Origin of the sequence: Kribbella sp. CA-247076, assembly GCF_050942445.1 — a bacterium.
Lineage (GTDB): Bacteria > Actinomycetota > Actinomycetes > Propionibacteriales > Kribbellaceae > Kribbella.
Window position 1 is genome coordinate 5,194,132 of sequence record NZ_CP192051.1, and the last position, 22,819, is coordinate 5,216,950.

At 69.1% G+C, this 22,819-nt stretch carries 25 protein-coding genes, 2 tRNA genes and 1 riboswitch; of the genes, 14 read left to right on the top strand and 13 right to left on the bottom strand.

All coding sequences use genetic code 11. From position 1 onward, the window contains the following. Positions 1–12: 12 nt before the first annotated feature. The gene (cofC, locus tag ACQPYZ_RS24405) at positions 13–684 is read left to right on the top strand and encodes a 2-phospho-L-lactate guanylyltransferase (RefSeq protein WP_433160193.1); all 672 of its coding nucleotides are present in this window, start codon (positions 13–15) and stop codon (positions 682–684) included. 1 nt (position 685) lies between these two features. Further along, positions 686–892: a hypothetical protein gene (locus ACQPYZ_RS24410; protein WP_433160195.1), complete on the top strand. Its 207-nt coding sequence runs from the start codon at positions 686–688 to the stop codon at positions 890–892. A gap of 116 nt (positions 893–1,008) precedes the next feature. Here the strand turns inward: ACQPYZ_RS24410 and ACQPYZ_RS24415 are convergent, their stop codons facing one another. The 5 genes from ACQPYZ_RS24415 to leuC all read right to left on the bottom strand — a co-directional run bounded on the left by ACQPYZ_RS24415 (position 1,009) and on the right by leuC (position 5,498). Further along, entirely contained in the window at positions 1,009–1,572 is a 564-nt protein-coding gene (locus ACQPYZ_RS24415) for an HU family DNA-binding protein (protein ID WP_433160197.1), read from the bottom strand. A gap of 212 nt (positions 1,573–1,784) precedes the next feature. Further along, positions 1,785–1,970 carry a hypothetical protein gene (locus ACQPYZ_RS24420; protein WP_433160199.1) on the bottom strand — a complete coding sequence of 62 codons (186 nt, stop codon included), beginning with the start codon at positions 1,968–1,970 and terminating at the stop codon, positions 1,785–1,787. Positions 1,971–2,030: 60 nt separating this feature from the next. After that, positions 2,031–3,203 carry a magnesium/cobalt transporter CorA gene (gene corA / locus ACQPYZ_RS24425; protein WP_433160201.1) on the bottom strand — a complete coding sequence of 391 codons (1,173 nt, stop codon included), beginning with the start codon at positions 3,201–3,203 and terminating at the stop codon, positions 2,031–2,033. A 256-nt stretch (positions 3,204–3,459) separates the two neighbouring features. Further along, positions 3,460–4,059, bottom strand: a complete 600-nt coding sequence (leuD, locus tag ACQPYZ_RS24430; RefSeq protein WP_433160203.1) for a 3-isopropylmalate dehydratase small subunit — start codon at positions 4,057–4,059, stop codon at positions 3,460–3,462. Positions 4,060–4,073: 14 nt separating this feature from the next. Then, positions 4,074–5,498, bottom strand: coding sequence for a 3-isopropylmalate dehydratase large subunit (gene leuC, locus ACQPYZ_RS24435; protein ID WP_433160205.1), 1,425 nt, complete (start codon positions 5,496–5,498; stop codon positions 4,074–4,076). A 142-nt stretch (positions 5,499–5,640) separates the two neighbouring features. Between leuC and ACQPYZ_RS24440 the strand changes: the two genes are divergently transcribed. After that, positions 5,641–6,360: an IclR family transcriptional regulator gene (locus ACQPYZ_RS24440; RefSeq protein ID WP_012922430.1), complete on the top strand. Its 720-nt coding sequence runs from the start codon at positions 5,641–5,643 to the stop codon at positions 6,358–6,360. Here ACQPYZ_RS24440 and ACQPYZ_RS24445 read toward each other — a convergent pair. Beyond that, positions 6,352–6,864 carry a 2'-5' RNA ligase family protein gene (locus ACQPYZ_RS24445; RefSeq protein ID WP_433160207.1) on the bottom strand — a complete coding sequence of 171 codons (513 nt, stop codon included), beginning with the start codon at positions 6,862–6,864 and terminating at the stop codon, positions 6,352–6,354. The two genes, ACQPYZ_RS24440 and ACQPYZ_RS24445, sit on opposite strands and share 9 nt — an antisense overlap. Positions 6,865–6,921: 57 nt before the next feature. Between ACQPYZ_RS24445 and ACQPYZ_RS24450 the strand changes: the two genes are divergently transcribed. Together ACQPYZ_RS24450 and ACQPYZ_RS24455 are read left to right on the top strand one after the other, a co-directional pair. Next, the gene (locus tag ACQPYZ_RS24450; protein ID WP_433160209.1) at positions 6,922–7,488 is read left to right on the top strand and encodes an HdeD family acid-resistance protein; all 567 of its coding nucleotides are present in this window, start codon (positions 6,922–6,924) and stop codon (positions 7,486–7,488) included. Positions 7,489–7,512: 24 nt separating this feature from the next. Next, on the top strand, positions 7,513–8,148 hold the full coding sequence (locus ACQPYZ_RS24455; protein WP_433160211.1) for a GAP family protein: 636 nt from the start codon (positions 7,513–7,515) through the stop codon (positions 8,146–8,148). 105 nt (positions 8,149–8,253) lie between these two features. Here the strand turns inward: ACQPYZ_RS24455 and ACQPYZ_RS24460 are convergent. The 5 genes from ACQPYZ_RS24460 to ACQPYZ_RS24480 form a co-directional block, all read right to left on the bottom strand. Beyond that, a tRNA-Glu gene (locus ACQPYZ_RS24460) sits at positions 8,254–8,329 on the bottom strand. A gap of 78 nt (positions 8,330–8,407) precedes the next feature. Beyond that, positions 8,408–8,479: transfer RNA gene (locus ACQPYZ_RS24465), tRNA-Gln, on the bottom strand. A gap of 117 nt (positions 8,480–8,596) precedes the next feature. Beyond that, positions 8,597–9,505 (bottom strand): CPBP family glutamic-type intramembrane protease, encoded by a 909-nt coding sequence (locus ACQPYZ_RS24470; protein ID WP_433160213.1) that lies wholly within the window; start codon positions 9,503–9,505, stop codon positions 8,597–8,599. After that, the gene (gltX, locus tag ACQPYZ_RS24475) at positions 9,505–11,019 is read right to left on the bottom strand and encodes a glutamate--tRNA ligase (RefSeq protein WP_433160215.1); all 1,515 of its coding nucleotides are present in this window, start codon (positions 11,017–11,019) and stop codon (positions 9,505–9,507) included. Before gltX ends, ACQPYZ_RS24470 begins: the two co-directional genes overlap by 1 nt. Next, entirely contained in the window at positions 11,012–11,800 is a 789-nt protein-coding gene (locus ACQPYZ_RS24480) for a fumarylacetoacetate hydrolase family protein (protein WP_433160216.1), read from the bottom strand. Before ACQPYZ_RS24480 ends, gltX begins: the two co-directional genes overlap by 8 nt. A gap of 41 nt (positions 11,801–11,841) precedes the next feature. Here ACQPYZ_RS24480 and ACQPYZ_RS24485 point away from each other — a divergent pair, with 41 nt between their 5' ends. The 3 genes from ACQPYZ_RS24485 to ACQPYZ_RS24495 are packed head-to-tail and all read left to right on the top strand — an operon-like array spanning position 11,842 to position 13,385. Continuing rightward, positions 11,842–12,330, top strand: a complete 489-nt coding sequence (locus tag ACQPYZ_RS24485; protein ID WP_433160218.1) for a GNAT family N-acetyltransferase — start codon at positions 11,842–11,844, stop codon at positions 12,328–12,330. Next, positions 12,327–13,178: a 3-methyladenine DNA glycosylase gene (locus ACQPYZ_RS24490; RefSeq protein WP_433160219.1), complete on the top strand. Its 852-nt coding sequence runs from the start codon at positions 12,327–12,329 to the stop codon at positions 13,176–13,178. Before ACQPYZ_RS24485 ends, ACQPYZ_RS24490 begins: the two co-directional genes overlap by 4 nt. A 9-nt stretch (positions 13,179–13,187) precedes the next feature. Beyond that, positions 13,188–13,385 carry a hypothetical protein gene (locus ACQPYZ_RS24495; protein WP_433160220.1) on the top strand — a complete coding sequence of 66 codons (198 nt, stop codon included), beginning with the start codon at positions 13,188–13,190 and terminating at the stop codon, positions 13,383–13,385. On the opposite strand, the gene ACQPYZ_RS24500 is transcribed toward ACQPYZ_RS24495, so the two are convergent. Continuing rightward, complete coding sequence (locus ACQPYZ_RS24500) at positions 13,341–14,006, bottom strand: hypothetical protein (protein WP_433160222.1); 666 nt, start codon at positions 14,004–14,006, stop codon at positions 13,341–13,343. The two genes, ACQPYZ_RS24495 and ACQPYZ_RS24500, sit on opposite strands and share 45 nt — an antisense overlap. An 88-nt stretch (positions 14,007–14,094) precedes the next feature. On the opposite strand from ACQPYZ_RS24500, the gene ACQPYZ_RS24505 reads away from it, so the two are divergent. Next, complete coding sequence (locus ACQPYZ_RS24505; protein WP_433160224.1) at positions 14,095–14,595, top strand: MarR family winged helix-turn-helix transcriptional regulator; 501 nt, start codon at positions 14,095–14,097, stop codon at positions 14,593–14,595. Here the strand turns inward: ACQPYZ_RS24505 and ACQPYZ_RS24510 are convergent. After that, positions 14,592–15,425: a class I SAM-dependent methyltransferase gene (locus ACQPYZ_RS24510; protein ID WP_433160226.1), complete on the bottom strand. Its 834-nt coding sequence runs from the start codon at positions 15,423–15,425 to the stop codon at positions 14,592–14,594. The genes ACQPYZ_RS24505 and ACQPYZ_RS24510 overlap by 4 nt on opposite strands. Before the next feature lie 141 nt (positions 15,426–15,566). Here ACQPYZ_RS24510 and ACQPYZ_RS24515 point away from each other — a divergent pair, with 141 nt between their 5' ends. The 5 genes from ACQPYZ_RS24515 (at position 15,567) to ACQPYZ_RS24535 (ending at position 22,791) form a co-directional block, all read left to right on the top strand. Beyond that, positions 15,567–16,841, top strand: a complete 1,275-nt coding sequence (locus tag ACQPYZ_RS24515) for a Fic family protein (protein ID WP_433160227.1) — start codon at positions 15,567–15,569, stop codon at positions 16,839–16,841. Positions 16,842–16,921: 80 nt separating this feature from the next. After that, positions 16,922–17,503: a DinB family protein gene (locus ACQPYZ_RS24520; protein WP_433160229.1), complete on the top strand. Its 582-nt coding sequence runs from the start codon at positions 16,922–16,924 to the stop codon at positions 17,501–17,503. 68 nt (positions 17,504–17,571) lie between these two features. Then, a riboswitch (cobalamin riboswitch) is annotated at positions 17,572–17,727 on the top strand. Positions 17,728–17,860: 133 nt separating this feature from the next. Next, positions 17,861–20,734: a ribonucleoside-diphosphate reductase subunit alpha gene (locus ACQPYZ_RS24525; RefSeq protein ID WP_433160230.1), complete on the top strand. Its 2,874-nt coding sequence runs from the start codon at positions 17,861–17,863 to the stop codon at positions 20,732–20,734. Beyond that, positions 20,731–21,798 carry a ribonucleotide-diphosphate reductase subunit beta gene (locus tag ACQPYZ_RS24530; protein WP_433160232.1) on the top strand — a complete coding sequence of 356 codons (1,068 nt, stop codon included), beginning with the start codon at positions 20,731–20,733 and terminating at the stop codon, positions 21,796–21,798. The genes ACQPYZ_RS24525 and ACQPYZ_RS24530 overlap by 4 nt, the downstream gene beginning before the upstream one ends. 72 nt (positions 21,799–21,870) lie before the next feature. Continuing rightward, a complete protein-coding gene (locus tag ACQPYZ_RS24535; RefSeq protein WP_433160234.1) occupies positions 21,871–22,791 on the top strand; it encodes a serine hydrolase domain-containing protein in 921 nt (306 codons plus the stop codon). Positions 22,792–22,819 lie beyond the last annotated feature (28 nt).

Below are 22,819 nucleotides of genomic sequence, written 5' to 3' on the forward strand. Positions count from 1 at the left end.
GAATCCTGCCTGATGGCAGACCTACAGGTCGCTCCCTGGACCCTGGCGATCCCGGTGAAGCGTACGGCGATCGCGAAGAGCCGGCTCGCTGCGGCCTACCCGCAGCACCGTCCGGAGCTCGCCCGCGCCTTCGCTGTCGACACTACTGCGGCCGCCCTCGCCTCTCCGCTGGTCCGCGCCGTCCTGGTCGTCACCGACGACCCGGTCGTGGCCGCGGACGTCACCGCCGTCGGCGCGCGCGTCGTTCCCGACCTCCCGGCCGCGGGCCTGAACGACGCCCTGTTGCACGGTGCCGAGGTGGCCGCCACCGAGTTCCCGGACAACGGGGTCGTCGCCCTCTCCGCCGACCTCCCGGCGCTGCGGCCGGCCGAGCTCACCGCCGTACTCGCGGCCTGCGTGGCCCCGCGGTCGTTCGTGATCGACCTTCCCGGCACGGGGACGACGTTGCTCGCGGCAGCTCCCGGGGTCGCGCTGGATCCCCGCTTCGGCGTGGGTTCCGCACTAGCCCACCAGGCGTCGGGCGCGGTCCCGGTCGAGCTGTCCGGAGTCGAGTCGGTACGGCGTGATGTCGACACGGCCGCCGATCTGGCGCACGCCGTCCAACTGGGTGTGGGGCCGGCGACCGCCGACGTGATGTCGCTCGTGCTCGGTGCCGCCACCGGGACCGAGGGTCTAGCCTGCTGACATGCAAGGAACCGTGAGCCGCTACGACAGCGAGACCTTCTCCGGCGCGGTGCTGACCGACCGCGGGGTGGAGCTGCCCTTCACCGTGCACGCCGTCGCCGACACCCCGGTCCGGCATCTGCGCGTCGGCCAGCGGGTCCGCCTGGAGACCAGCGGATCCGGCGACGGCCTGACCGTCACCAGAGTGGACTTCATCACCACCCTGTAGTTGCCATCGGCACCCTGCCGCGACCCTGACCTGGCTCGCAGACACGGCGAAGGCCGGTCGCCCCGGGTGGGGTGACCGGCCTTCGCTGGTGTTGCCGTGCTGCAGTGCGTCGAAGGTCAGCGGGCCGTGCGCTTCGCCGCGGCCTTCTTGGCGGGGGCCTTCTTGGCCGGCGCCTTCTTCGCGACCGTCTTCTTGGCCGGAGCCTTCTTGGCAACGGTCTTGGCCGGCGCCTTCTTGGCCGTCGTGGCCTTCTTGGCGGTGGTCGTGGCCTTCTTGGCCGGCGCCTTCTTGGCGGCGGTCTTGGTCGGCGCGGCCTTGGCCGGGGTGGCCTTCTTCGCCGGGGCGGCCGCCTTGGTGGCGGTCGCGGACGGCTTCGGCACGACCAGCTTCGGCAGCTTCTTCGCACCGGAGACGACGGCCTTCAGCTCCGCACCCGCGCGGAACTTCGGCACCGTGGTCTTCTTGGCACGCTTGGTCTCACCGGTCCGCGGGTTGCGCACGATGCGCGCGCCACGCTCGATGGCCTCGAAGGCACCGAAACCGGTGATGGCGACCTTGCCACCCTTCTTGGTCAGCTCACGCTGGACGGTGTCGATCACCGACTCCAACGCGTGCTGGGCCTGGCGGCGGTTTCCGTCGAAGTGCACTGCGAGCGCTTCGACCAACTGGCTCTTGTTCACTGCTTCCCTCCGTGAACACTAGGCGTCGAGCACAGCGCTCGATCTCACGTGAACGTTATGGACTCAACCGGCGGTTCACAAACACCAACGCGGCAATTCGGCCTTGTTTTGGGCGATTCGGGCCATAATTTCACCCGAATCGGCCGATCCGAGGTCTCCGAAGGTCCCCGAAATCCCTTCAGCGCAACGATCCGGTCCGCGTCCGTGACCGGCTAACGACGCTTGCCGCGCAGGGTTCGCAGGCCCGACTGGGCCGTGTCGAGCCCCCGGGTCACGGCCGACTCGCCCTTCCTGGCACGCAACTCGGCGGCCACCTTCCCGAGCAACCAGTCCAGCAACGGGATGGCGATCGCCAGCACCGCCCACATGATCAAGCGCCGGCGCAGGAACAACCACATGGTCCGCCTCCAAGGTCTACAGGTGTCTGCAGACTAGTGCCCCGGCGAGGCAGCGGACATTCAGAGCCAGCCGCGCCGCTTGAAGATCTGGTGCAGACCCCCACACACCAACGCCATCAGGCCGATCGCGAACGGGTAGCCGTACTGCCAGTGCAGCTCGGGCATGTGGTCGAAGTTCATCCCGTAGACGGTGCCGATCAGCGTCGGGGCGAACAGGATCGCCGCCCACGCGGAGATCCGCTTCACCTCTTCGTTCTGCTCGCTGCTGGCGATGGTGAGGCTCTTCATCTCCTCGTTCTGCTGCTGGGCCACCAGGGTCGCGTTCACCGTCAGGATGTCGCGCAGCAGTTCGCGGAACCCGTCGACCTTCTCCACCACCTCGGTGACGTGGTCGGCCACGTCCCGCAGCGAGCGCTGCAGTTCCTCGTCGACGCCGTACTTCTCGAAACCGCCGCGCAGCGACTCGAGCATGCCGACCAGCGGCCGGGTCGCGCGCTGGAACTCGATCACCTCACGGGACAGCTCGTAGATGCGCCGGGACACCTTCGGGTCGCCGCGGAACACCTCGGTCTCGATCTCGTCGATGTCGTTCTCCAGCCCGGCGACCACCGGCGCGTACCCGTCGACGACCTTGTCCATGATCGCGTAGAGCACGGCCTCGGTGCCGCGCTCGAGCAACTCGGGATCGCGTTCGACCCGGCGCCGTACCGCCGCCAGGTTGGGCGCCTCGGCGTGCCGGACCGTCACCACGAAGTCCGGGCCGACGAACACGTGCACCTCGCCGAACTCGACCTCCTCGGTCGCGTCCCGGTAGCGGGCGGCCTTGAGAACGACGAACAACGTGTCGCCGTACCGCTCGAGCTTCGGCCGCTGGTGGGCCTGGATGGCGTCCTCGATCGCCAGCTCGTGCAGGTCGAACTCCTGCGCCAACGAGGCGAGCTCGCGCCGGTCGGGCCGGTACAGGCCGATCCAGGCCAGGCTGCGCGGCGCCTTGTGCAGGACGCGGTAGGTCTCGGCCAGCGACTCCGGCGACGCGACCCGGCGGCCGTCGCAGTAGATCGCGCTGTCGACGACGCTGTGCCCGTTGGGCTTCGGGGTCGCGGGCTCCCGGAGCGGCTGCTCGGCCGGCTCGGCCGGGCCGGTGACGGCTCGACCGGTGACGGCTCGGCGGGCGGCGGCCCGGATCGGGGTGCGGCTGAACGCGCGGAGCGTGAGCGTACGCAGGTCGGACATGAGTCCTCCAGATGCGGTGGTGCGGGTGAAGTGGGCACACGTCTGCCCGACCCCCGCGGCACCCAGGCCGCATCAAGAGAAGAGAAAGTCAGCCTCTCGAAGGTCGAGCGAGATCGGTATGTCTGGAGGGATCGCTGCTCATGAGCGCCTCACCTCCCGATCTCGCAAGCCTTGTACTGACAACCCCGCAAGGGTAACACCAGAGTTATCGCCGCCGATGTCCTGCGCGTTACGGCGGCGACAACTCCACGGTGGTTCAGGCCTTGGCGGGCAGGGTGGCCGGCTTGAAGCTCGGCCGGGTCGCCTCGTAGGCGGCGATGTCCGCCTCGTGCGACAAGGTGATGCCGACGTCGTCGAGACCGTTCAGCAGCCGGTAGCGGGTGTAGTCGTCGATCTCGAACGGCGCGGACACGTCACCGGCCGAGATCGTCGTGTGCTCCAGGTCCACCGTGACCTTGGTGCCCGGGTCGGTCTCGATCGTGGTCCACAACCGCTCCACGACATCCTGCGTCACCAGGGCCGCGAGCAGTCCGGCCTTGCCGGAGTTGCCGCGGAAGATGTCGCCGAACCGGGACGACACCACGACCCGGAATCCGTAGTCGAGCAGTGCCCAGACCGCGTGCTCCCGGGACGATCCGGTGCCGAAGTCGGGCCCGGCCACGAGCACCGAGACCCCGTCGTACTCCGGCTGGTTGAGCACGAACGACGGGTCGTTGCGCCAGGCCGCGAACAGGCCGTCCTCGAACCCGGTGCGGGTCACCCGCTTCAGGTAGACGGCCGGGATGATCTGGTCGGTGTCGACGTTGCTGCGGCGCAGCGGGGCCGCCGTACCGATGTGCTGGGTGAAGGCTTCCATGATTCCGTTGCTCCTCAGGCGTTCACGGGTACGGCGACGGGCGGCAGGTCGGCCGGAGCGGCCAGGGTCCCGGTGACCGCGGTCGCGGCGGCGACCAGCGGCGAGACCAGGTGGGTCCGGCCGCCCTTGCCCTGCCGGCCTTCGAAGTTCCGGTTCGACGTGGAGGCGCTGCGCTCGCCGGGGGCGAGCTGGTCCGGGTTCATGCCCAGGCACATCGAGCAGCCCGCGCCCCGCCACTCCGCGCCGGCGTCCTTGAAGATCCGGTCCAGACCTTCCGCCTCGGCCTGCAGCCGGACCCGGCCGGAGCCCGGGACCACGAGCATCCGGGTGCCCTCGGCAACCTTCCGTCCGGCCAGTACGCCGGCCGCGGCCCGCAGGTCCTCGATCCGGCCGTTCGTGCAGGAGCCCAGGAAGACCGTGTCCACGTGGATCTCGCGCATCGGCGTACCTGCGGTCAGGCCCATGTACTCCAGCGCCCGCTCGGCCGCGCGCTTGTCGTTGTCGTTGTCGAAGTCGTCCGGGGACGGCACGGTCTCCGACAGCGGGATGCCCTGGCCCGGGTTCGTGCCCCAGGTGACGAACGGGGCGATCTCCTCGGCCCGCAGGACGACCTCGCGGTCGAAAGTGGCATCTTCGTCGGTCGCGAGGCTCTTCCAGTACTCGACCGCGGCCTCCCAGTCGACCCCCTGCGGCGCGTGCGGCTTGTCCCGCAGGTAGGCGAACGTGGTCTCGTCCGGCGCGATCATGCCGGCCTTCGCGCCCCACTCGATCGACATGTTGCAGATCGTCATCCGGGCTTCCATGCTCAGCGCCCGGATCGCCTCGCCGCGGTACTCGACGATGTAGCCCTGGCCGCCGCCGGTGCCGACCTTCGCGATCAGCGCCAGCACCAGGTCCTTGGCCGAGACCCCCTCGGGCAGTACGCCGTCGACCGTGACCGCCATCGTCTTCGGCCGGGCCTGCATCAGCGTCTGGGTGGCCAGCACGTGCTCGACCTCGCTGGTGCCGATGCCGAAGGCAATCGCCCCGAACGCGCCGTGGGTGGAGGTGTGGCTGTCGCCGCAGACCACGGTCATCCCGGGCTGGGTCAGGCCGAGCTGCGGGCCGATCACGTGCACGACGCCCTGGTCCGGGTCGCCGAGGGTGTGGATCCGGATGCCGAACTCCTCGGCGTTCTTCCGCAGCGTGTCGACCTGGGTCCGCGACACCGGGTCGGCGATCGGCTTGTCCACGTCGTACGTCGGGACGTTGTGGTCCTCGGTGGCGATGGTCAGGTCCGGGCGGCGGACCGGCCGGCCGGCCAGCCGGAGGCCGTCGAACGCCTGCGGACTGGTCACCTCGTGCACGAGGTGGAGGTCGATGTAGAGGAGGTCGGGCTCTCCGTCGGCATGGCGCACCACGTGCGCATCCCAGACCTTTTCCGACAGCGTCCTACCCATCAGACCTCTCCTCCTCGGATACTTGTCCCACCCCACGGTCCCCGGTCGAGGGGGTTCCTGAGGTGCTGTATCGCTCACAGTGCTCTCGATTGGGCAGCGGAAGCGACTTGCGTTCCACGATTCGAGACGGCAATATCGTCTCATGGACAACTCTAGCGGAGTCGGCGTTCTCGACAAAGCAGCCCTCGTTCTGTCCGCGCTCGAGTCCGGGCCGGCGACCCTGGCCGGGCTGGTCGCGGCCACCGGCCTGGCCCGCCCGACCGCGCACCGCCTCGCGGTGGCGCTGGAGCACCACCGCCTGGTCGGACGGGACATGCAGGGACGGTTCGTGCTCGGACCGCGACTCAGCGAGTTGGCCTCCGCCGCGGGTGAGGACCGCCTGCTGGCAACCGCCGGGCCGGTGCTGGCGCGGCTGCGGGACATCACCGGTGAGTCGGCGCAGCTGTTCCGCCGCCAGGGTGAGTACCGGGTTTGTGTGGCCGCCGCCGAGCGTCCGTCCGGTCTGCGCGACACCGTGCCGGTCGGCAGTCAGCTGACCATGGCCGCCGGTTCGGCCGCGCAGATACTGCTCGCCTGGGAGGACCCGGAGCGGATGCACCGCGGTCTCCACAACGCGACCTTCAACGCCGCGGCGCTGGCCGGCGTACGGCGTCGTGGCTGGGCGCACTCGGTCGGCGAACGCGAGCAGGGGGTCGCGTCCGTGTCCGCTCCGGTCCGCTCCCCCAGCGGAAAGGTGATCGCCGCCGTCTCCGTCTCCGGCCCGATCGAACGTCTGTCCCGCCAGCCGGGCCGCATGCACGCGCCCGCCGTGATGGCCGCCGCCGAGCGCCTCTCCGAAGCCCTCCGCCGCGCATCAGAGTAGCCAGACCTGACCGGTCCCACTGTCGACCAGAGCTGCCCGGTCGGCGGTGACCTCCAGCGGCAGTACGTCGTACACAGCCGCCGCGAGCACCGGCAACGCAACCAACGGGACGCGGGGTGCGAGGGTGCAGTGCGGCACCCATCGGCCTGGTTCGTAGTGCCGGTGTAGGTCAGCACCTGTCTCCAGGACTGCCGAGACCACGTCCCGCTGCAGTTGCAAGACCTCCACCCCGACCGCCGGCACCAGCCAGACCCGCCCGCGCCGAAAGCTGCCGAGCGCATCGAAGTACAGGTCGACCGCATTGTCACGTAGGGAGGGCTGGACGGCCTTCATCACCTTGTCGTGGTCCCACTCGCGCAGGACGGCCAGCGACAGATGCGGAACGTGCTGCCCGTGGGTGTGCGACTTCAACGTCGGTACGCCGAGATCCTCCAGCCGGTCCCAGAGTCGACGGAGGAGCCGGTCGGAGCGTCGGTCGAACAGCAGGCAGACCGCGAGCGCCATGCGACCACGGTAGGCCGGGCTGTTGTGCCCCGGCCCGGACGGGCTGACCATGACGGTATGGAACGGGAATGGTTCACGGCCGGGTGGAAGATGCTGATCGTCCGTGGCGTGATCGGCATGGTGTTCGGGGTGCTGGCCATCATCTGGCCGATCGAGACCGCGATCGCGCTGGCGTTGCTGTGGGGTTTCTGGGCGCTGACGGACGGCATCGGCTCACTGGTCCAGGCGTTCCGGCCGGAGTCGCGAGGCAGCAGCCGGCTGTGGCTGGTGTTGCTCGGGGTGATCGCGCTCGTCGCGGCGTTCTTTGCGATCTTCAGCCCGGCGGTGACGGCGGTGACGCTGACCTGGATCCTCGGGATCTGGCTGATCGTGCGCGGGGTGTTCGAGGTGGTCGGCGCCTTCGGCAGCACCCGGACCCGGCCGCGCGGGCTGCTGCTGCTGAGCGCCGCGTTCTCGATCCTGCTCGGCATCCTGTTCGTCGCCAACCCCGGCGCCGCCGCGGTCGGGGTCGCGGTCTTCCTCGGCGTCGTCGCCCTGATGTGGGGCGCGGTCTTCGTCCTCGGCGGCCTCGCCCTCCGCCGCGAACTGACCACCGCCGACACCAGCACCACTCCACACCCGTAACCACGACCAGCATCTCCGCCGGCCATGGACAACCTGCTCAGGGTGCTCCCGCTGGCGATCGTGATGGTCGCCGGGCCGCAGATCGTCGTCGCGCTGATGCTGGCGACGAGCCGGCAGGCACGACGGAACTCGGCCGGCTACGTGGCCGGCGCGATCGCCGGCGCCACCCTGGCCACGACCGTCTTCTACTACCTCGGCAAGGCGCTGGACCTGGACGGGTCGCGCCGGTCCGGCGGCCCGGACTGGTTCGGCTGGCTCCTGGTCGGCCTGCTCCTGGTGGCGGCTGTCCGCGTCTTCCTCCGGCGGGCGGACACCGAACCACCAAAGTACCTCCGACGCCTGCAGAACGCGACGCCCGCGCGATCGCTGCTCCTGGGCTTCCTGTTGTTCCTGCTGATGCCGACCGACCTGATCATGACCTTCACCGTCGGGACGTTCCTCGCGTCGCACGATGAGCCGTGGCGGCACTCGATCGGCTTCCTGATCGTCACCGCGCTCCTCGTCGGCGCACCGCTGCTGGCGCTGGTCGTGCTCGGCCGCCGGGCCGACGCCGTGCTGCCGTCCGTACGGCGCTGGATGAACGACAACTCGTGGGTGGTGAGCGAGGTCGTGATCGCACTGTTCCTCGTGCTCCAACTGCAGTCGCTGCTCGGCTCGTGACCGCGCAACCGGGCCAACCGGACCGGACCGGGCGGGGCAACCAGGGCGGCCGGGGCGGGAGGCATGACGAAGGCCCGGACCTAGTGGTCCGGGCCTTGTCTTCTCTGGTAGCCCCGACGGGATTCGAACCCGCGCTACCGCCTTGAGAGGGCGGCGTGCTAGGCCGCTACACAACGGGGCCAGAGGGTTGTCGACCGGTCCTTGCGGGCCGGGCAACGAGGTTGAACTCTACCGATTTCCATCGGTGCGGTCCAATCCGCTGGGGTACTAGGACTCGAACCTAGACTAACTGAACCAGAATCAGTCGGGCTGCCAATTACCCCATACCCCAAAGGCATTTCACTGCCGCTGTGAGTTTGTCTCCGCCCTCACAACCTGGCCCGCTGAGCCTACCCGAGCAAGGGCCCGGATTCCAAAACGGGGTCCTCCGACCGGGTTGTCACTCCCGTCACACCAGTTTCTTGCCCGGCAGCGGAGCCGCGGTCAGCGGCAGGCTGCAGACGGTGGTCAGCTTCGCCCGCCGGGCCAGCCACAACACGACCAGACCGAACGCCGCGAACTTCGCCACGTCGACGGCAACCAGCGACCAAGGCGCGTCGGCGGCGCCCAGGCTGTCGCCCACGCTGTCCGTCAGTGCGGCGTACACGAAGGTCACCACGTTGTTCGCCGCGTGGATGGCGATCGCCGCCTCCAGCCCACCGGTGCGGACGACGAGGAAACCGGCGATCAGCCCGAAGGCGAACCGGTCGAGGAACAGCGCCGGGCTCTCCCACGGCCAGATGCCGTGCGCCATCGTGAACAGGACGGTGGTGACGAGCACGGCCACGACCGAGCTCCGCACCAGCGCACCGACAGCCTGGAGCAGGTACCCGCGGAAGAAGTACTCCTCCCCCGCCGCCTGGAACGTCGACGTCAGCAGCGTGACCGCGATCACCGCGGCCGCGTCCGGTGCGATGCCACCGGTGCCGTCACCGAGCAACTCGACGCCGCCGACCTTGATGACCCCGAGCATCAGCAGCTCGAGCAGTACGGCGGCCAGCGCGAACCACCCGAGCCACCGCCACCGCAGCGTGCCAGTCACCGAGGACAGCAGCCCCGGCGCCTGCCGGTTGAGCTTCTGCGCGACCAGCATGCTCAGCGGGATCAGCACGATCAGCGACAGGTTCGTCGCCAGCAGCCCGAACCAGGAGACGGTGCCCTCGGGGTCCTTCCGGATGACCTGCTGGACGGACAGGATCACCAGGCTGGTGAAGATCCAGCCGGCGAAGATCGTGAACGCCCCGAGGATCACGTACGCGCTCGGGGTCACCTCGTTGCGCAGCAGCCGGTGGTACCGCGGCGGGAGCTCTTCAGGCATCAGTCGGCCGGCAGCGAGGAACGGGCCTGCTCGAGCCGGTGCAGTGACTTCTCCCGGCCCAGCAGCTCCAGCGACTCGAACAACGGCGGCGAGATCCGGCGGCCGGAGATCGCCACCCGGACCGGGCCGAACGCGTTCTTCGGCTTCAGGCCGAGGCCGTCGACGAGCGACGTACGCAGGGCCGCCTCGATCGCCTCGGTGGTCCACTCGACATCGCCGAGGGCCTTCACCGACGCCTCGAGCACCGCGCCGGCGTCACCGGTCAGCACCTTCCCGGCGGCATCCGGGTCGAGCGTGAACCCGGCCTCGTCGACGAACAGGAAGCCGAGCATGTCGACCGACTCCGACAGCGTGTTCATCCGCTCCTGCACCAGCGGTACGGCGGACCGCAGTACGGCGAGCTGGTCGTCCGACGGCTCGGCCGGGAGGATGCCCTCCTTGGCCAGGAACGGGATCATCCGCCGCGCGAACTCGTCCGGGTCCAGCAGCCGCATGTGCGCCGCGTTGATCGCCTCGCACTTCTTCGGGTCGAACCGGGCCGCGTTCGCGTTCACCTTGCGGATGTCGAAGGCCTCGATCATCTCCGCCATGGTGAAGACGTCGCGGTCCTCGGCGATCGACCAGCCGAGCAGCGCGAGGTAGTTGAGCAGGCCCTCCGGCAGGAAGCCGCGCTCCATGTACTCGCCGAGGCCGGAGCCCGGGTCGCGCTTGGACAGCTTCTTGTTGCCCTCGCCCATCACGAACGGCAGGTGCCCGAACCGCGGCGTCCGGCCGCTGCCGATCCCGATGTCGGCGAGCGCCGCGTAGAGCGCGATCTGCCGCGGGGTCGACGGAAGCAGGTCCTCGCCGCGGAGCACGTGGGTGATCTCCATCAGCGCGTCGTCGACCGGGTTCACCAGCGGGTACAGCGGGTACCCGTTCGCGCGCACCAGGACGTAGTCGCCGAGGTTCTCCGGCAGGAAGGTGATCTCGCCGCGGACCAGGTCCTCGAAGACGATCGGGCGGTCCGGCATCCGCAGCCGGACCACGGGCCGGCGGCCTTCGTCGACGTACGCCGTGACCTGCTCGTCGGTGAGGACGCGGCAGTGGCCGTCGTACCCGCTGTGCTGGCCGGCGGTGCGGGCGGCCTCGCGGCGCTGGTCGAGCTCCTCCTGCGAGCAGTAGCAGTGGTACGCCTTGCCGGCCGCGAGGAGTTTCGCGACCACGTCGGCGTAGACGTCCATCCGCTCGGACTGCAGGTACGGGCCGTACTCGCCGCCGACCTCGGGGCCCTCGTCCCAGGTCAGGCCGAGCCAGCGCAGCGACTCCAGCGTGTAGGCGAGCGCCTCCGGGGTGTTCCGGGACTGGTCGGTGTCCTCGATCCGCAGCACCAGCTTGCCGCCGTAGTGGCGCGCGAAGGCCCAGTTGAACAGGGCGCTGCGGATGTTGCCGACCGTCAGCAGCCCGGTCGGGGACGGTGGGAAGCGCACCCGCACCTTGGTCGGTTCCAGGTCGCCCAGCACCTCGTCAGTCACGCACGATCACCTTGTTCGTCAGAGTTCCGATTCCTTCGATGCTGACCGACACCTCGTCGCCGGGCAGCATCGGGCCGACACCCGCGGGGGTGCCGGTGAGCACCACGTCGCCGGGCAGCAACGTGGTGAAGGAGGTGACGTAGGCCAGCACCTCCGGGATGCCGAAGATGAACTGCGAGGTCCGGCCGTCCTGCTTCGGCTCGCCGTTCAGCTCGGTGGTGACCCGCAGGTCGGACACGTCGAGCTCGGTGCTGATCCACGGGCCGAGCGGGCAGAACGTGTCGTACCCCTTGGCCCGGGCCCACTGCCCGTCGGACTTCTGCAGGTCGCGCGCGGTGACGTCGTTGGCCACGGTGTAGCCGAAGATCACCTCGTTCACCCGCTCCTTGGGCAGGTCACGGGTGATCCGGCCGATCACGATCGCCAGCTCGCCCTCGAAGTGCAGGTCGTTCGTCTGCTCCGGGTAGACGATGCCGTCGCGCGGGCCGATCACGCTCGTGTTCGGCTTCAGGAAGATCAGCGGCTCGGCGGGGACCTCGTTGCCCAGCTCCTCGGCGTGCGCGGCGTAGTTCCGGCCGACACAGACCACCTTGCTGCGCGGGATCACCGGCGCGAGCAGCCGGACGTCGGCCAGTTGCAGCTTCTCCCCGGTGAACTGGGCCGCCCGGTAGAGCGGGTCCGAGTCGAGCACCGAGACGGTGCCGACCAGCCCTTCAGGGTCGTCGGTCTCGACGACGCCGTACCTCGGCTCGTCGTCCACGGAGAATCTGGCAATACGCACGGCCCGAGCCTACCGTCGGCATCGGATGAGACAGTTATCCGGTGAGCACTGAGATCCGGCTTGCCGTTCCGGGCGAGTACGACGCGGTGGGTGAGCTGACTGTCGAGGCCTATGCGTACGACGGGTTCGTGCCGGAGGGATCCGACTACGCGTCGACGCTGAGGTCGGCCGCGGACCGGGCGGCCAAGGCGGAGCTGTGGGTCGCGGTCGACAGCGACGGACTGCTCGGGACGGTGACGTTCTGCCCGCCGGGTTCGGTGTACCGCGAGATCGGGCTCGAGGACGAAGGCGAGTTCCGGATGCTCGGCGTGGCCGGGCGTGCACGCGGTCTCGGTATCGGCACGGCGCTGACGGTCCGCTGTGTCGAGCGGTCCCGCGAGCTCGGGCTCAGCCGCGTGGTGATGAGCAGCGCGACGTACATGACGACCGCACACCGCATCTACGAGCGCCTCGGCTTCACCCGCCTGCCCGACCGCGACTGGTCGCCGATCACCGGTGTCGATCTCTACGCCTTCTCCCTGGACCTGTGACCGTCACCCTGACCCGCACTGAATGGACGCCGCTGGCCGACGCCCATCGCGTTCGCGTCGACGCGTTGGTCGCCGATCACCTCGACCGCCGCAAACGCCGCGAGGCACACCCGGTCGAGGACTTCCTCTTCACCTACTACCCGACCCGGCCGAACCAGCTCCGCGTCTGGCACCCCGGCCCCGGCGTACGTCTCCTGGACGCAGTCGAGTACGACGGACGCCGCGGCTACACGTACGTCGACGGCACGGCGACCCTGGATCCGGCCGAGGTGGACCGGCGACGCGACAGCATCACGTGGATCCGGCGGCTGCTCTCCGCGACCGCGGATCGTCAACCGCAGTTCGGCTGTTTCGGGCTGCACGAGTGGGCGATGGTCTACCGGACGTCCGACGTACGGCACGAGAAGTGGCCGCTGCGGCTAGGTGCCGAGGGCACCGATTCGGTGGTCGCGTCGCACAAGATCGCGTGCTCGCACTTCGACGCCTTCCGCTTCTTCACCGCGCCGGCGCGTGGACTGAACGTCCTGCAACCCACCCGGGAGTCGCAGCCGGCGCTGGAGCAGGGCGGCTGTCTGCACGCGAACATGGACCTCTACAAGTGGGCGTCGAAGCTGATGCCGTTCGTCCCCAGTGCGCTGGTGCTGGACTGTTTCGAGTTGGCCCGCGACATCCGCACGCTGGACATGCGCGCGTCGCCGTACGACCTGGCCGCCCTCGGCTACTCCCCGGTCCCGATCGAGACGCCGGCCGGGAAGGCGGAGTACGCCGCCGCCCAGCGTTCGTTCACCGCGCGTGCCCGGCCACTTCGTTCCCAACTCGTGGCCTTGTGCGACGAGTTGCTCGGCTAGGGTCGATCCATGGGGAAGATCGTCGCGATTGCGCTCGGCGCCGTGCTCACCGTGTCCGGGGCGATCTTCACGTTCCAGGGCCTCGGCTACCTCGAGGGCAGTTCGATGACCGGCAGCAGTTTCTGGGCGATCGTCGGCCCGATCATCGCCGCCGCCGGGGTCTCACTGCTGTACGTCGCGATCCGCGGGCCGCAGCAACGCCGCTAGCAGGAGCAGCGCGAACATCACCAGCAGCAGGATCCAGCGCGGGTCGTCGAGCATCAGGTCGTCGTACGCCTGCGTGCGTTCGGCCGGGGTCAGCGGCTCGGTGGAGTGGTCGGAGTCGGCCCAGCCGAGCCGCGCCGGGACGAAGGCCAGGTAGGTCCAGACCCGCATCGCGAAGTACAGGGCCGCCACGGCGACGATCAGGATCCGGCGCCTGCCCGGACGCCAGCCGACGTACAGGATCAGCGGGATGACGAGGATCTCGAGGATGCTGTTGACCGCGATGTAGTACGGGATGGATGGCAGGAACATCTGCTCGAGCGCGTCGCCGGTGAGCGACGTACTGGTCAGCGCGCCCTTGAGCAGCAGGATCGCCATCAACCCGCCGCAGCCGGCGAACGCGAACCCGGTCGCGGCGGCCGCGATCAGTGCATCCTCGGCTCTCCGCCAACGGATCCGTTGGGCGATCAGGCCGACGAGCGCTCCCCAGCTCGCGCCGATGAGGATCGCGAGCGGCCAGGGCAGGAACTCGCCGAGATTGAACAGTCCGGTGATCAGCGCGCTGAACGGCACCACCAGGAAGTACGGCGTCCAGGTCGAGGTGGTCGTGGTCGTTGTGGTCATATTCGGAGTGAAGCATTTCGCTGCTTCAAGCAGCTACTGCTGGAAGCAGTTACCAGGGTTGGTTCAGGGCAACCCGTAGGTTTGGTCCATGGCGAGCAAGCGCGACGAGCTCCTGGACGGGCTGATCCGGGAGATGCCGTGGTACATCTCAGCCGCGACGCGCTTCCAGATCGCCGTCGCCGACCAGCTCGGCATGCCGCTGACCGACGTCCACGCCATCGGCGCTCTGCTGGAGATCGGGCCGGCCGGGGTCCGCCGGCTGGCCGACCTGATGGGGATGACGACCGGCGCGGTCACCCGCATGGTCGACCGCCTGGAACGCGCCGGCTACGTGCACCGCGAGCCGGACCCCGCCGACCGCCGCCGCGTAGTCGTCCAGGTCGTCCCCGAACGCGTCGCCGACATCGCCCGCTACTACGAACCCATCGGCCAACGCTGGCAGCATCAGGTCGCCGGCTACACCGACGCCCAACTCAGGTTCCTCCTCGACTTCCTCCGCCAGGGCCGCGAACACGCCCAACTGGAGACCACGAACCTCCGCACCACCGGCCGCCCCCACGCCACCCGCCGCCGAGCCCCCACGAACTAGGCGCTCGCCGGCTTCGTGGCCTTGAGGGCGAAGAGGAGGGGGACTCGTGGGGACTCGTCGGGGAGGCGCCACCAGCCTTCCGGGGTTTGTTGCATGGACGGCCAGCGGGGCCATTGGAGGACTTCGGACTCGCGGAGGGTGGTGATGGTGAGGCCGGTGGTGGCGAGCGTGGTGAGCAGCTCGCCGAGGCCGTGGCGCCACTCGTAGCTGCGTTGGCGGCCGGGCACCTCGTCGCCGGTGTACGTGACGGTCGAGTCGTGCGCGATCGGGCCGCGGCCTTCGAGGTAGTCGGTGCGGATCGTCAACTCGTCGGACTCACCCGGCAGCGAGACCGGGCGCAACGCGTTGAGCAATGGATGAAACTCGACGACATACAGCGCACCGCCCGGCTTGAGCAGCTCACGCACCACCCTGGCCCACTGCTGCAAGTCCGGCAGATAGCAGAGCGCGCCCTTGCCCGTGTAAACGACGTCGAACTGCCGCCCTGCCAACGCGTTCACCGCGTCGTACACATCGGCATGTGCGTACTCGACCTCGACCCCGGCGTCGGCCGCGATCCGCCGCGCCTCGTCGAGCGACCGGGCCGACAGATCCAGCCCCGTCGTCCGCGCTCCGCGCCGCGCGAACGCGATCGTCTCGGTCCCGAGGTGACACTGCAGGTGCAGTACGTCGCGCCCCTCCAGCGGCCCGAGATCCTCCCACTCGTAGTCGGCGAACCAGAACTCGGCCGGGCGACTGTAGAACCCGCTCGCCGCGTGCAACGGCGCCCGCGCGTCCCAGTCGGCCTCGTTGGCCGCCACCATCTCCCGCGTCTCAGCATCCAGCGTCACCGGCGCCTCCGTTTCTCCACGTTGACCGGCCACCCAGTCTGCCCACAATCGGGTCCACACCTCGCCGCTCATACTCATTCGCACTCCTCGGTTCCTTGTTCAAGGTTGTGGCGTAAGCTTGAACAAAGGAGGGAGCTGCTCATGGCGCGCGTCGAGTTGCATCGGTGGCCCGGGCACCCGGACGGATTCACCCGGGCGGAACGCTTGGGCGGTTCGTACGAGTTGTACTTCCCGGATCCGCTGACCGGGCGGGTGTTCGACCTGAGCGACGAGGTGCTGGCCGCCCTGGAGGACGCCGCCGGCGATCTCGGCCGACTCGACGCGACGGCCGCCGTACTCACGAACAGCGAGGCGCTGGCACGTCTGCTGCTCCGGGCGGAGGCGGTGGGCTCGTCGCAGATCGAAGGGCTGGTCGTCGGGGCCCGGCGCCTGCTGAAGGCCGAAGTCCTGAGCGAGCGGCAACGGGACGTGACAGCCGAGGAGGTGCTCGGCGCGGTCGACGCGATGACCTGGGTGACCGAGTCCGTGCGGGCCGGCGACAAACTCGAGGTCGAACATCTCCTCGAGGCGCACCGGCACCTGATGAGCCACTCGCCGAATCCTGAGCTCGGCGGAGAGATCCGCTACCTGCAGAACTGGATCGGCGGCCGCTCCCCCGCCGAGGCGTACTACGTCCCGCCGCCGGCGCACCTGGTCCCCGACCTGCTGGCCGACCTGATGTCGTTCGTCCGCGAGTCCCGCCTGCCGGTGCTGGCGAAGACCGCGATCGCGCACGCCCAGTTCGAGACGATCCATCCCTTTGCCGACGGCAACGGCCGGACCGGGCGCGCGCTGATCCACCTCATCCTGCGCGCGGACGGGCTGGTCGAGCGCACCGTCCCGCCGGTGTCGCTGTCGCTCGCGACCCACGCCACCCAGTACGTCGAGGCGCTCACGGCCTTCCGGTACGTCGGCAAGCCGACCGGACCACGAGCCCGGACCGCGGCCAACCAGTGGTTGCTCATGTTTGCCGCCGCCTGCAGTCACGCCACCGCCGAAGCGGCGCGCTTCGAACGGACGACGGCCGACCTCAAGGCGGCCTGGCGGAAGCGGGCGGCGCCGATCCGGGCCGGCTCGGCCGTGGAACTGCTGATCGAGACGCTGCCCGCCGCGCCGGTGCTCACCCTGGCCGGCGCGGCCCGATTGATCGACCGGTCGCAGCAGGCCGCCAACCAGGCGCTTGCGCGGCTCGTCGAGGCCCGCGTGCTGCGCGAGGTCACCGACGGCCGGCGGAACCGGATCTACGAGGCGCCCGAGCTCATCGATGCCTTCACCCTGCTGGAACGCCGGTTCGCCAGCCCGGCGGCGGACACCCGGATCGCACCGCCTAGCAGACCAGTCCCGTCGAGGCCAGAACCGACACACCGCGCTCATTGACTTTCTCCTCCCGTTCGAGCCACAATTCGAACACATGTTCGATCGCAGTGCAAAATCCGACCGGGAGCGTGAGGAAAGTGATGCCGGAGCCGTTCGACTGGGACATCCTGCACCGCCCATCGGCGATGGCGATGGTCCGCGGGCAGCTCGGCTTCAGCTGGATGGTCTTGTCCGGCCGGCTCGCTGAGCTGACCGACGAGCAGTACTTCTGGCGCCCGAGCGGCGAGGCGCTGACCGTCGTCCGGCGCCACTACGCCGGCCGGTTCCGGTCGCTGGGCTCCGGGGAGTGGGTCGCCCAGTGGCCCGACGAGCCGGACCACCGCGGCCCCCGCACGATCGCGTGGCTGATCGCGCACCTGACCGAGCAGTTCTTCGAGCGCTGGGAGTGGACGTTCGGGGAGAGCCGGCAGGGCCGCGCCGACATCACCTTGCACGGCAACGCCCAGGATGCAGTGGCCTGGCTGACGCACTGGGTGGACGCCTGGCAGGAGTCGATCGCCGCGCTGGACGAGGCCGAGGTGATGACGGTCGGCCTCAGCCAGGCCTCCGAGCTCGACGCCGCCGAGCCGTTCGGCCACGTCGTACTGCGGCTCAACCGCGAGTTGATCCACCACGGCTCGGAGATCATGACGCTGCAGGACCTCTACGCCGCGGCGGCCTGAGACCAGCCGCGTCACACAATCTGCGAGAACACGGCGTGGCGTTTCAGGAAATGTCGGTGGCGCCACCTAGCATCACTACTGCTGGTGGTTCAGAGTGGTCGACACCACAACATGTGGGTCACTCTGAGGCAACAGGGGAATCCGGTGCGAATCCGGAGCTGCCCCGCAACGGTGAGCGGAAGCCTTCCGCAAGTCCGAGTACCTGCCACCGGCGCGCGCACCGCCGGTGCGCGCGGTCCGAGACCTCGAGGGCGGGTCGCAGGGCGTGACAGCGGTAGACCCGGCCGGTGCCGCCTGTCCCGTCGTGCTCCCCACCCCGAGTCGCGGCCCTTCGGAACTCGCGTGGAGAGAGCACCTGTGACCGTCACTTCCTCATCGCGACCGACGGCTGACCAGCCGGCCCGGTCGATCGAGCTGACCGTCGTCCGCCGCGACGGCACGAGTACGGCGTTCGACCAGTCGAAGATCGCCGTCGCCATGACCAAGGCGTTCCTCGCGGTCGAGGGCGCCGAGGCCGGTACGACGCACCGGGTCCGGGACCTGGTCACCGAGCTGACCGGCCGGGTCGTCGACGCCCTGACCAGCCGCGGCGACGCGCGGCGCAGTGTCCAGGTCGAGGACATCCAGGACCAGGTCGAGCTGGCGCTGATGCGCGCCGGCGAGCACCAGGTCGCCCGCGCGTACGTCCTCTACCGCGAGGAGCGCACCAAGGCCCGTACACCCGCCGACCCGGCCGGTGTCACCGAGAAGCCCGCGATCACCGTCCGCGCCGCCGACGGCAGCACGGCACCGCTGGACGTCGAGCGCCTGCGGGTGATCGTCGCCGAGGCGGCCGACGGTCTGGATGCGGTCGACCCGGAGCTCATCCTCGACGAGACCCTCGGCTCCTGCTACGACGGCATCGCGCAGCACGAGGTGGAGCTCGCGCTGGTGATGGCCGCCCGGTCGTACGTGGAGACCGAGCCGCAGTACAGCTTCGCCGCGTCCCGCCTGCTGCTGGACCAGATCCGCCGGGAGGCGCTCGGCCGCGTCCACGGCGAGCCGCGTCAGGCGATCCAGGCCGACATGACGACGGCGTACGCGGACTACTTCCCGGAGTACATCCGGACCGGGATCGAGGCGGGGCAGCTCGATCCGGAGCTGGCAGACTTCGATCTGACCAGACTCGCCGCGGCGATCCGGCCCGAGCGGGACCTGAACTTCGCGTTCCTCGGTCTGCAGACGCTCTACGACCGGTACTTGCTGCACATCGACAAGGTCCGGTACGAGCTTCCGCAGGCGTTCTTCCTCCGGGTCGCGATGGGGATGGCGCTGCGCGAGGACGACCGCGAGGCCCGGGCGATCCAGTTCTACGAGCTGCTCAGCTCGTTCCGGTTCATGTCGTCGACGCCGACGCTGTTCAACTCCGGCACCACCCGGCCGCAGCTCTCGTCGTGCTTCCTCACCACGGTCGAGGACGACCTGGCCGGCATCTTCACCAAGATCCGCAACAACGCGCTGCTGGCAAAGTACTCCGGCGGCCTCGGCAACGACTGGACGCCGGTCCGCGGCATCGGCGCGAAGATCCGCGGGACCAACGGCGAGTCGCAGGGCGTCGTACCGTTCCTGAAGATCGCCAACGACACCGCGGTCGCGGTCAACCAGGGCGGCAAGCGCAAGGGCGCGGTCTGTGCCTACCTGGAGACCTGGCACATCGACATCGAGGAGTTCCTCGACCTCCGCAAGAACACCGGTGACGAGCGCCGCCGGACCCACGACATGAACACGGCGAACTGGGTGCCGGACCTGTTCATGCAGCGGGTCGAGTCGGACGGCCAGTGGACGCTGTTCTCCCCGAACGAGGTCCCCGACCTGCACGACCTGTACGGCGCCGAGTTCGCCGCGGCCTACCAGCGGTACGAGGCCGCCGCGGACCGTGGTGAGATCAGGGTGTTCCGGCGGGTCCGGGCGGTCGAGCTGTGGCGGCGGATGCTGACCGTGCTCTTCGAGACCGGCCACCCGTGGATCACCTTCAAGGACGCCTGCAACCTGCGGTCGCCGCAGCAGCACGACGGCGTGGTCCACTCGTCGAACCTGTGCACCGAGATCACGCTGAACACCACCGTCGACGAGACGGCCGTCTGCAACCTCGGCTCGGTCAACCTGGTCGCGCATCTGACCGACGGCGGTCTCGACGCCGAGCTGCTCCGCGACACCGTCAAGACGGCGGTCCGGATGCTCGACAACGTGATCGACGTGAACTTCTACACCACGCCCGAGTCCGAGCGCGCCAACCAGCGGCACCGCCCGGTCGGTCTCGGCCTGATGGGGTTCGCCGACGCGCTGTTCGCACTGCGGATCCCGTACTCCTCGGACGCGGCGGTCGAGTTCGCCGACAGCTCGATGGAGCAGATCAGCTACCACGCGATCGAGGCGTCCAGCGATCTCGCCGCCGAGCGTGGCCGCTACTCGTCGTACGACGGTTCGCTGTGGAGCCAAGGTGTCCTGCCGATCGACTCGCTCGAGTTGCTGCGGACCGCCCGGGACGGTGACGTGATCGTTGACGAGGGCAAGCAGCTCGACTGGGACACGCTGCGGGCGAAGGTGCTCCGGGACGGGATGCGTAACTCGAACGTGATGGCGATCGCGCCGACCGCGACGATCTCCAACATCTGTGGGGTCAGCCAGTCGATCGAGCCGACGTACAGCAACCTGTTCGTGAAGTCGAACATGTCGGGTGAGTTCACCGTGGCGAACCCGTACCTCGTCGCCGACCTGAAGGCGCGCGGGCTGTGGGACCAGGTGATGGTGTCGGACCTCAAGTACCACGACGGCATCCTGGCCGGTATCGAGCGGATCCCGGCCGACCTGCGCGAGCTGTACGCGACCGCGTTCGAGATCGACCCGCAGTGGCTGGTCAGGGCGGCGTCGCGGCGGCAGAAGTGGATCGACCAGGCACAGTCGCTGAATCTCTACATGTCGGCGCCGTCGGGGCGGGCGCTCGACGAGCTGTATCGGTCGGCCTGGCGGCACGGCCTCAAGACGACGTACTACCTGCGTTCCCAGTCGGCCACTCACGTGGAGAAGTCCACTCTGAAGGGCACCGACGGCCGGCTGAACGCCGTACCCGTGACCGTCGCGGCGCCCGCAACGGTGCCGTCGCCGTCGCCCGACCCGCTCGCCGCTCCCCTGCCCGAACCCACCGGAGCTGTCTGCTCCCTCGACGACCCCGACTGCGAGGCCTGCCAGTGACCACGACCGACAACTCCTCCGGCCTCGGCTCGATCTCGGTCGGCGCGGACCGGGTGCACGTCGCCGACAAGGCGATGATCAACGCACGCGCCGACGTCAACCAGTTGCTGCCGCTGAAGTACCGCTGGGCCTGGGAGAAGTATCTTGCCGGGTGCAACAACCACTGGATGCCGACCGAGGTGTCGATGCAGGCGGACATCGCCCTATGGAAGTCGCGGGACGGCCTCACCGACGACGAGCGGCTGATGCTCAAGCGCAACCTCGGCTTCTTCGCAACGGCGGAGTCGCTGGTCGCGAACAACATCGTCCTGGCCGTCTACCGGCAGCTGACCAACCCCGAGTGCCGGCAGTACCTGCTGCGCCAGGCGTTCGAGGAGGCCGTGCACACGCACACCTTCCAGTACATCTGTACGTCGCTCGGCCTGGATGAGGGCGAGTTGTTCAACATGTACCGGGAGGTCCCGTCGATCTCGGACAAGGACGCCTGGGCGCTGAAGTACACCCAGCACCTGGAGGACCCGGACTTCCGGACCGGCACGCCCGAGACCGACACTGCGTTCCTGCGCGACCTGATCGCGTTCTACGTGGTGTTCGAGGGGATGTGGTTCTACACCGGGTTCGCCCAGATCCTGTCCCTCGGCCGGCGGAACAAGATGGTCGGGATCGCCGAGCAGTACCAGTACATCCTGCGCGACGAGTCGATCCACCTGAACTTCGGCATCGACTGCATCAACCAGATCAAGCAGGAGAACCCGCACCTGTGGACGGCTGAGTTCCAGGCCGAGGTGCGGCAGATGCTGACCGAGGCGTGCGAGCTCGAAGTCGCCTACGGGCGGGCGACGATGCCGAACGGCATGCTCGGGTTGACGGCGGAGTTGTGCGAGCAGTACATGCACTTCATCACCGACCGCCGGGCCGAGCAGATCGGCCTCCCCCCGATCTTCGGTGAGAGCCGCAACCCGTTCGGCTGGATGTCGGAGGTGATGGACCTGAAGAAGGAGAAGAACTTCTTCGAGACCCGCGTGATCGAGTACCAGTCGTCGAGCGGACTGAGCTGGGACTGAGTTGGGACTGAGTTGGGCCTGAGTTGGCACTGATGGACAGGTGGCGCGCACTGCCGGTAGGCGGTGCGCGCCATGTCCGCTGACGTTCTCCGCGCAGCGCGGGCGGTACTCGCCGCGGTGACGAGCGACCTGCGGTACGCGCACACGAGCCACCTGCAGGTCGTCGTCCGCGGCTCGGTTGTGGTCGACGAGCACCTTCGCGGGCCGATGGTCTCGGACGTGTTCTCGGTGACCAAGAGTGTGCTGGCGACCGTCCTCGGGGTAGTGGCCGGGCGCGGGTTGCTGCCGGAGTTGGACAGCCCGGTCGGCGACGTACTGCCCGCCCTGCGAGGGCAGCCGCACACCTGGCGTCAGCTGTTGACGATGACTCGCGGCGCTCGGATCGAGGATGTCGACGAGCTCACCGCCATGCCGGGCGGGCAAGTCGCGCGGATCGCGGGAGCGCCGCAGGAGCACGAGCCCGGCACCCGTTTCGGGTACGACGACGGAGCCGCGCATCTGTTGTCGGCCGCGGCGTGCGAATTGCTCGGCGAATCGGTCGCGGACTTCGCATCCCGTGCGCTGTTCGACCCGCTCGGGGTCGCGGGCACGGACTGGCGGTGCGACCCGGACGGTATTCCCTTCGGATACGCGCATCTGTCGATGAGCGCCGACGGCCTGGCCCGCGTCGGCCAGCTCTGGCTGGCGGACGGTGCTTGGGACGGTCGCCAACTGCTGTCACCGGCGTACTTCGAGGAGTTCCGACGACCAGAGTCGACCGGCGGTCCGCCTGAGGGGTTGCCGTACGCCTTCCTCACCTGGATCGACGGCGACGCGCTACTCGCCGGCGGATGGGCGGGACAACATGTCCTTGTGGTGCCGCGTGCCGAGACGGTGATCGTGACCACCGGCTTCCTCAACTTCCGCTTCGGCCCCCCACCCGCGGACGACCTCCCTCCGGACTGGCGACCGGCCGTCGACCTGATCCGAGCACACATCCTGCCGACGCTTTGACACGCAAACCATGGTCACCAGAGGTCCC

Bases quoted from the DNA above. Each gene is read 5' to 3' on its own strand.
- cofC (WP_433160193.1), top strand. From the start codon at position 13: ATGGCAGACCTACAGGTCGCTCCCTGGACCCTGGCGATCCCGGTGAAG.
- ACQPYZ_RS24410 (WP_433160195.1), top strand. From the start codon at position 686: ATGCAAGGAACCGTGAGCCGCTACGACAGCGAGACCTTCTCCGGCGCG.
- ACQPYZ_RS24420 (WP_433160199.1), bottom strand. From the start codon at position 1,970: ATGTGGTTGTTCCTGCGCCGGCGCTTGATCATGTGGGCGGTGCTGGCG.
- corA (WP_433160201.1), bottom strand. From the start codon at position 3,203: ATGTCCGACCTGCGTACGCTCACGCTCCGCGCGTTCAGCCGCACCCCG.
- leuD (WP_433160203.1), bottom strand. From the start codon at position 4,059: ATGGAAGCCTTCACCCAGCACATCGGTACGGCGGCCCCGCTGCGCCGC.
- leuC (WP_433160205.1), bottom strand. From the start codon at position 5,498: ATGGGTAGGACGCTGTCGGAAAAGGTCTGGGATGCGCACGTGGTGCGC.
- ACQPYZ_RS24440 (WP_012922430.1), top strand. From the start codon at position 5,641: ATGGACAACTCTAGCGGAGTCGGCGTTCTCGACAAAGCAGCCCTCGTT.
- ACQPYZ_RS24445 (WP_433160207.1), bottom strand. From the start codon at position 6,864: ATGGCGCTCGCGGTCTGCCTGCTGTTCGACCGACGCTCCGACCGGCTC.
- ACQPYZ_RS24450 (WP_433160209.1), top strand. From the start codon at position 6,922: ATGGAACGGGAATGGTTCACGGCCGGGTGGAAGATGCTGATCGTCCGT.
- ACQPYZ_RS24455 (WP_433160211.1), top strand. From the start codon at position 7,513: ATGGACAACCTGCTCAGGGTGCTCCCGCTGGCGATCGTGATGGTCGCC.
- ACQPYZ_RS24470 (WP_433160213.1), bottom strand. From the start codon at position 9,505: ATGCCTGAAGAGCTCCCGCCGCGGTACCACCGGCTGCTGCGCAACGAG.
- ACQPYZ_RS24495 (WP_433160220.1), top strand. From the start codon at position 13,188: ATGGGGAAGATCGTCGCGATTGCGCTCGGCGCCGTGCTCACCGTGTCC.
- ACQPYZ_RS24500 (WP_433160222.1), bottom strand. From the start codon at position 14,006: ATGACCACAACGACCACGACCACCTCGACCTGGACGCCGTACTTCCTG.
- ACQPYZ_RS24505 (WP_433160224.1), top strand. From the start codon at position 14,095: ATGGCGAGCAAGCGCGACGAGCTCCTGGACGGGCTGATCCGGGAGATG.
- ACQPYZ_RS24515 (WP_433160227.1), top strand. From the start codon at position 15,567: ATGGCGCGCGTCGAGTTGCATCGGTGGCCCGGGCACCCGGACGGATTC.
- ACQPYZ_RS24520 (WP_433160229.1), top strand. From the start codon at position 16,922: ATGCCGGAGCCGTTCGACTGGGACATCCTGCACCGCCCATCGGCGATG.
- ACQPYZ_RS24535 (WP_433160234.1), top strand. From the start codon at position 21,871: ATGTCCGCTGACGTTCTCCGCGCAGCGCGGGCGGTACTCGCCGCGGTG.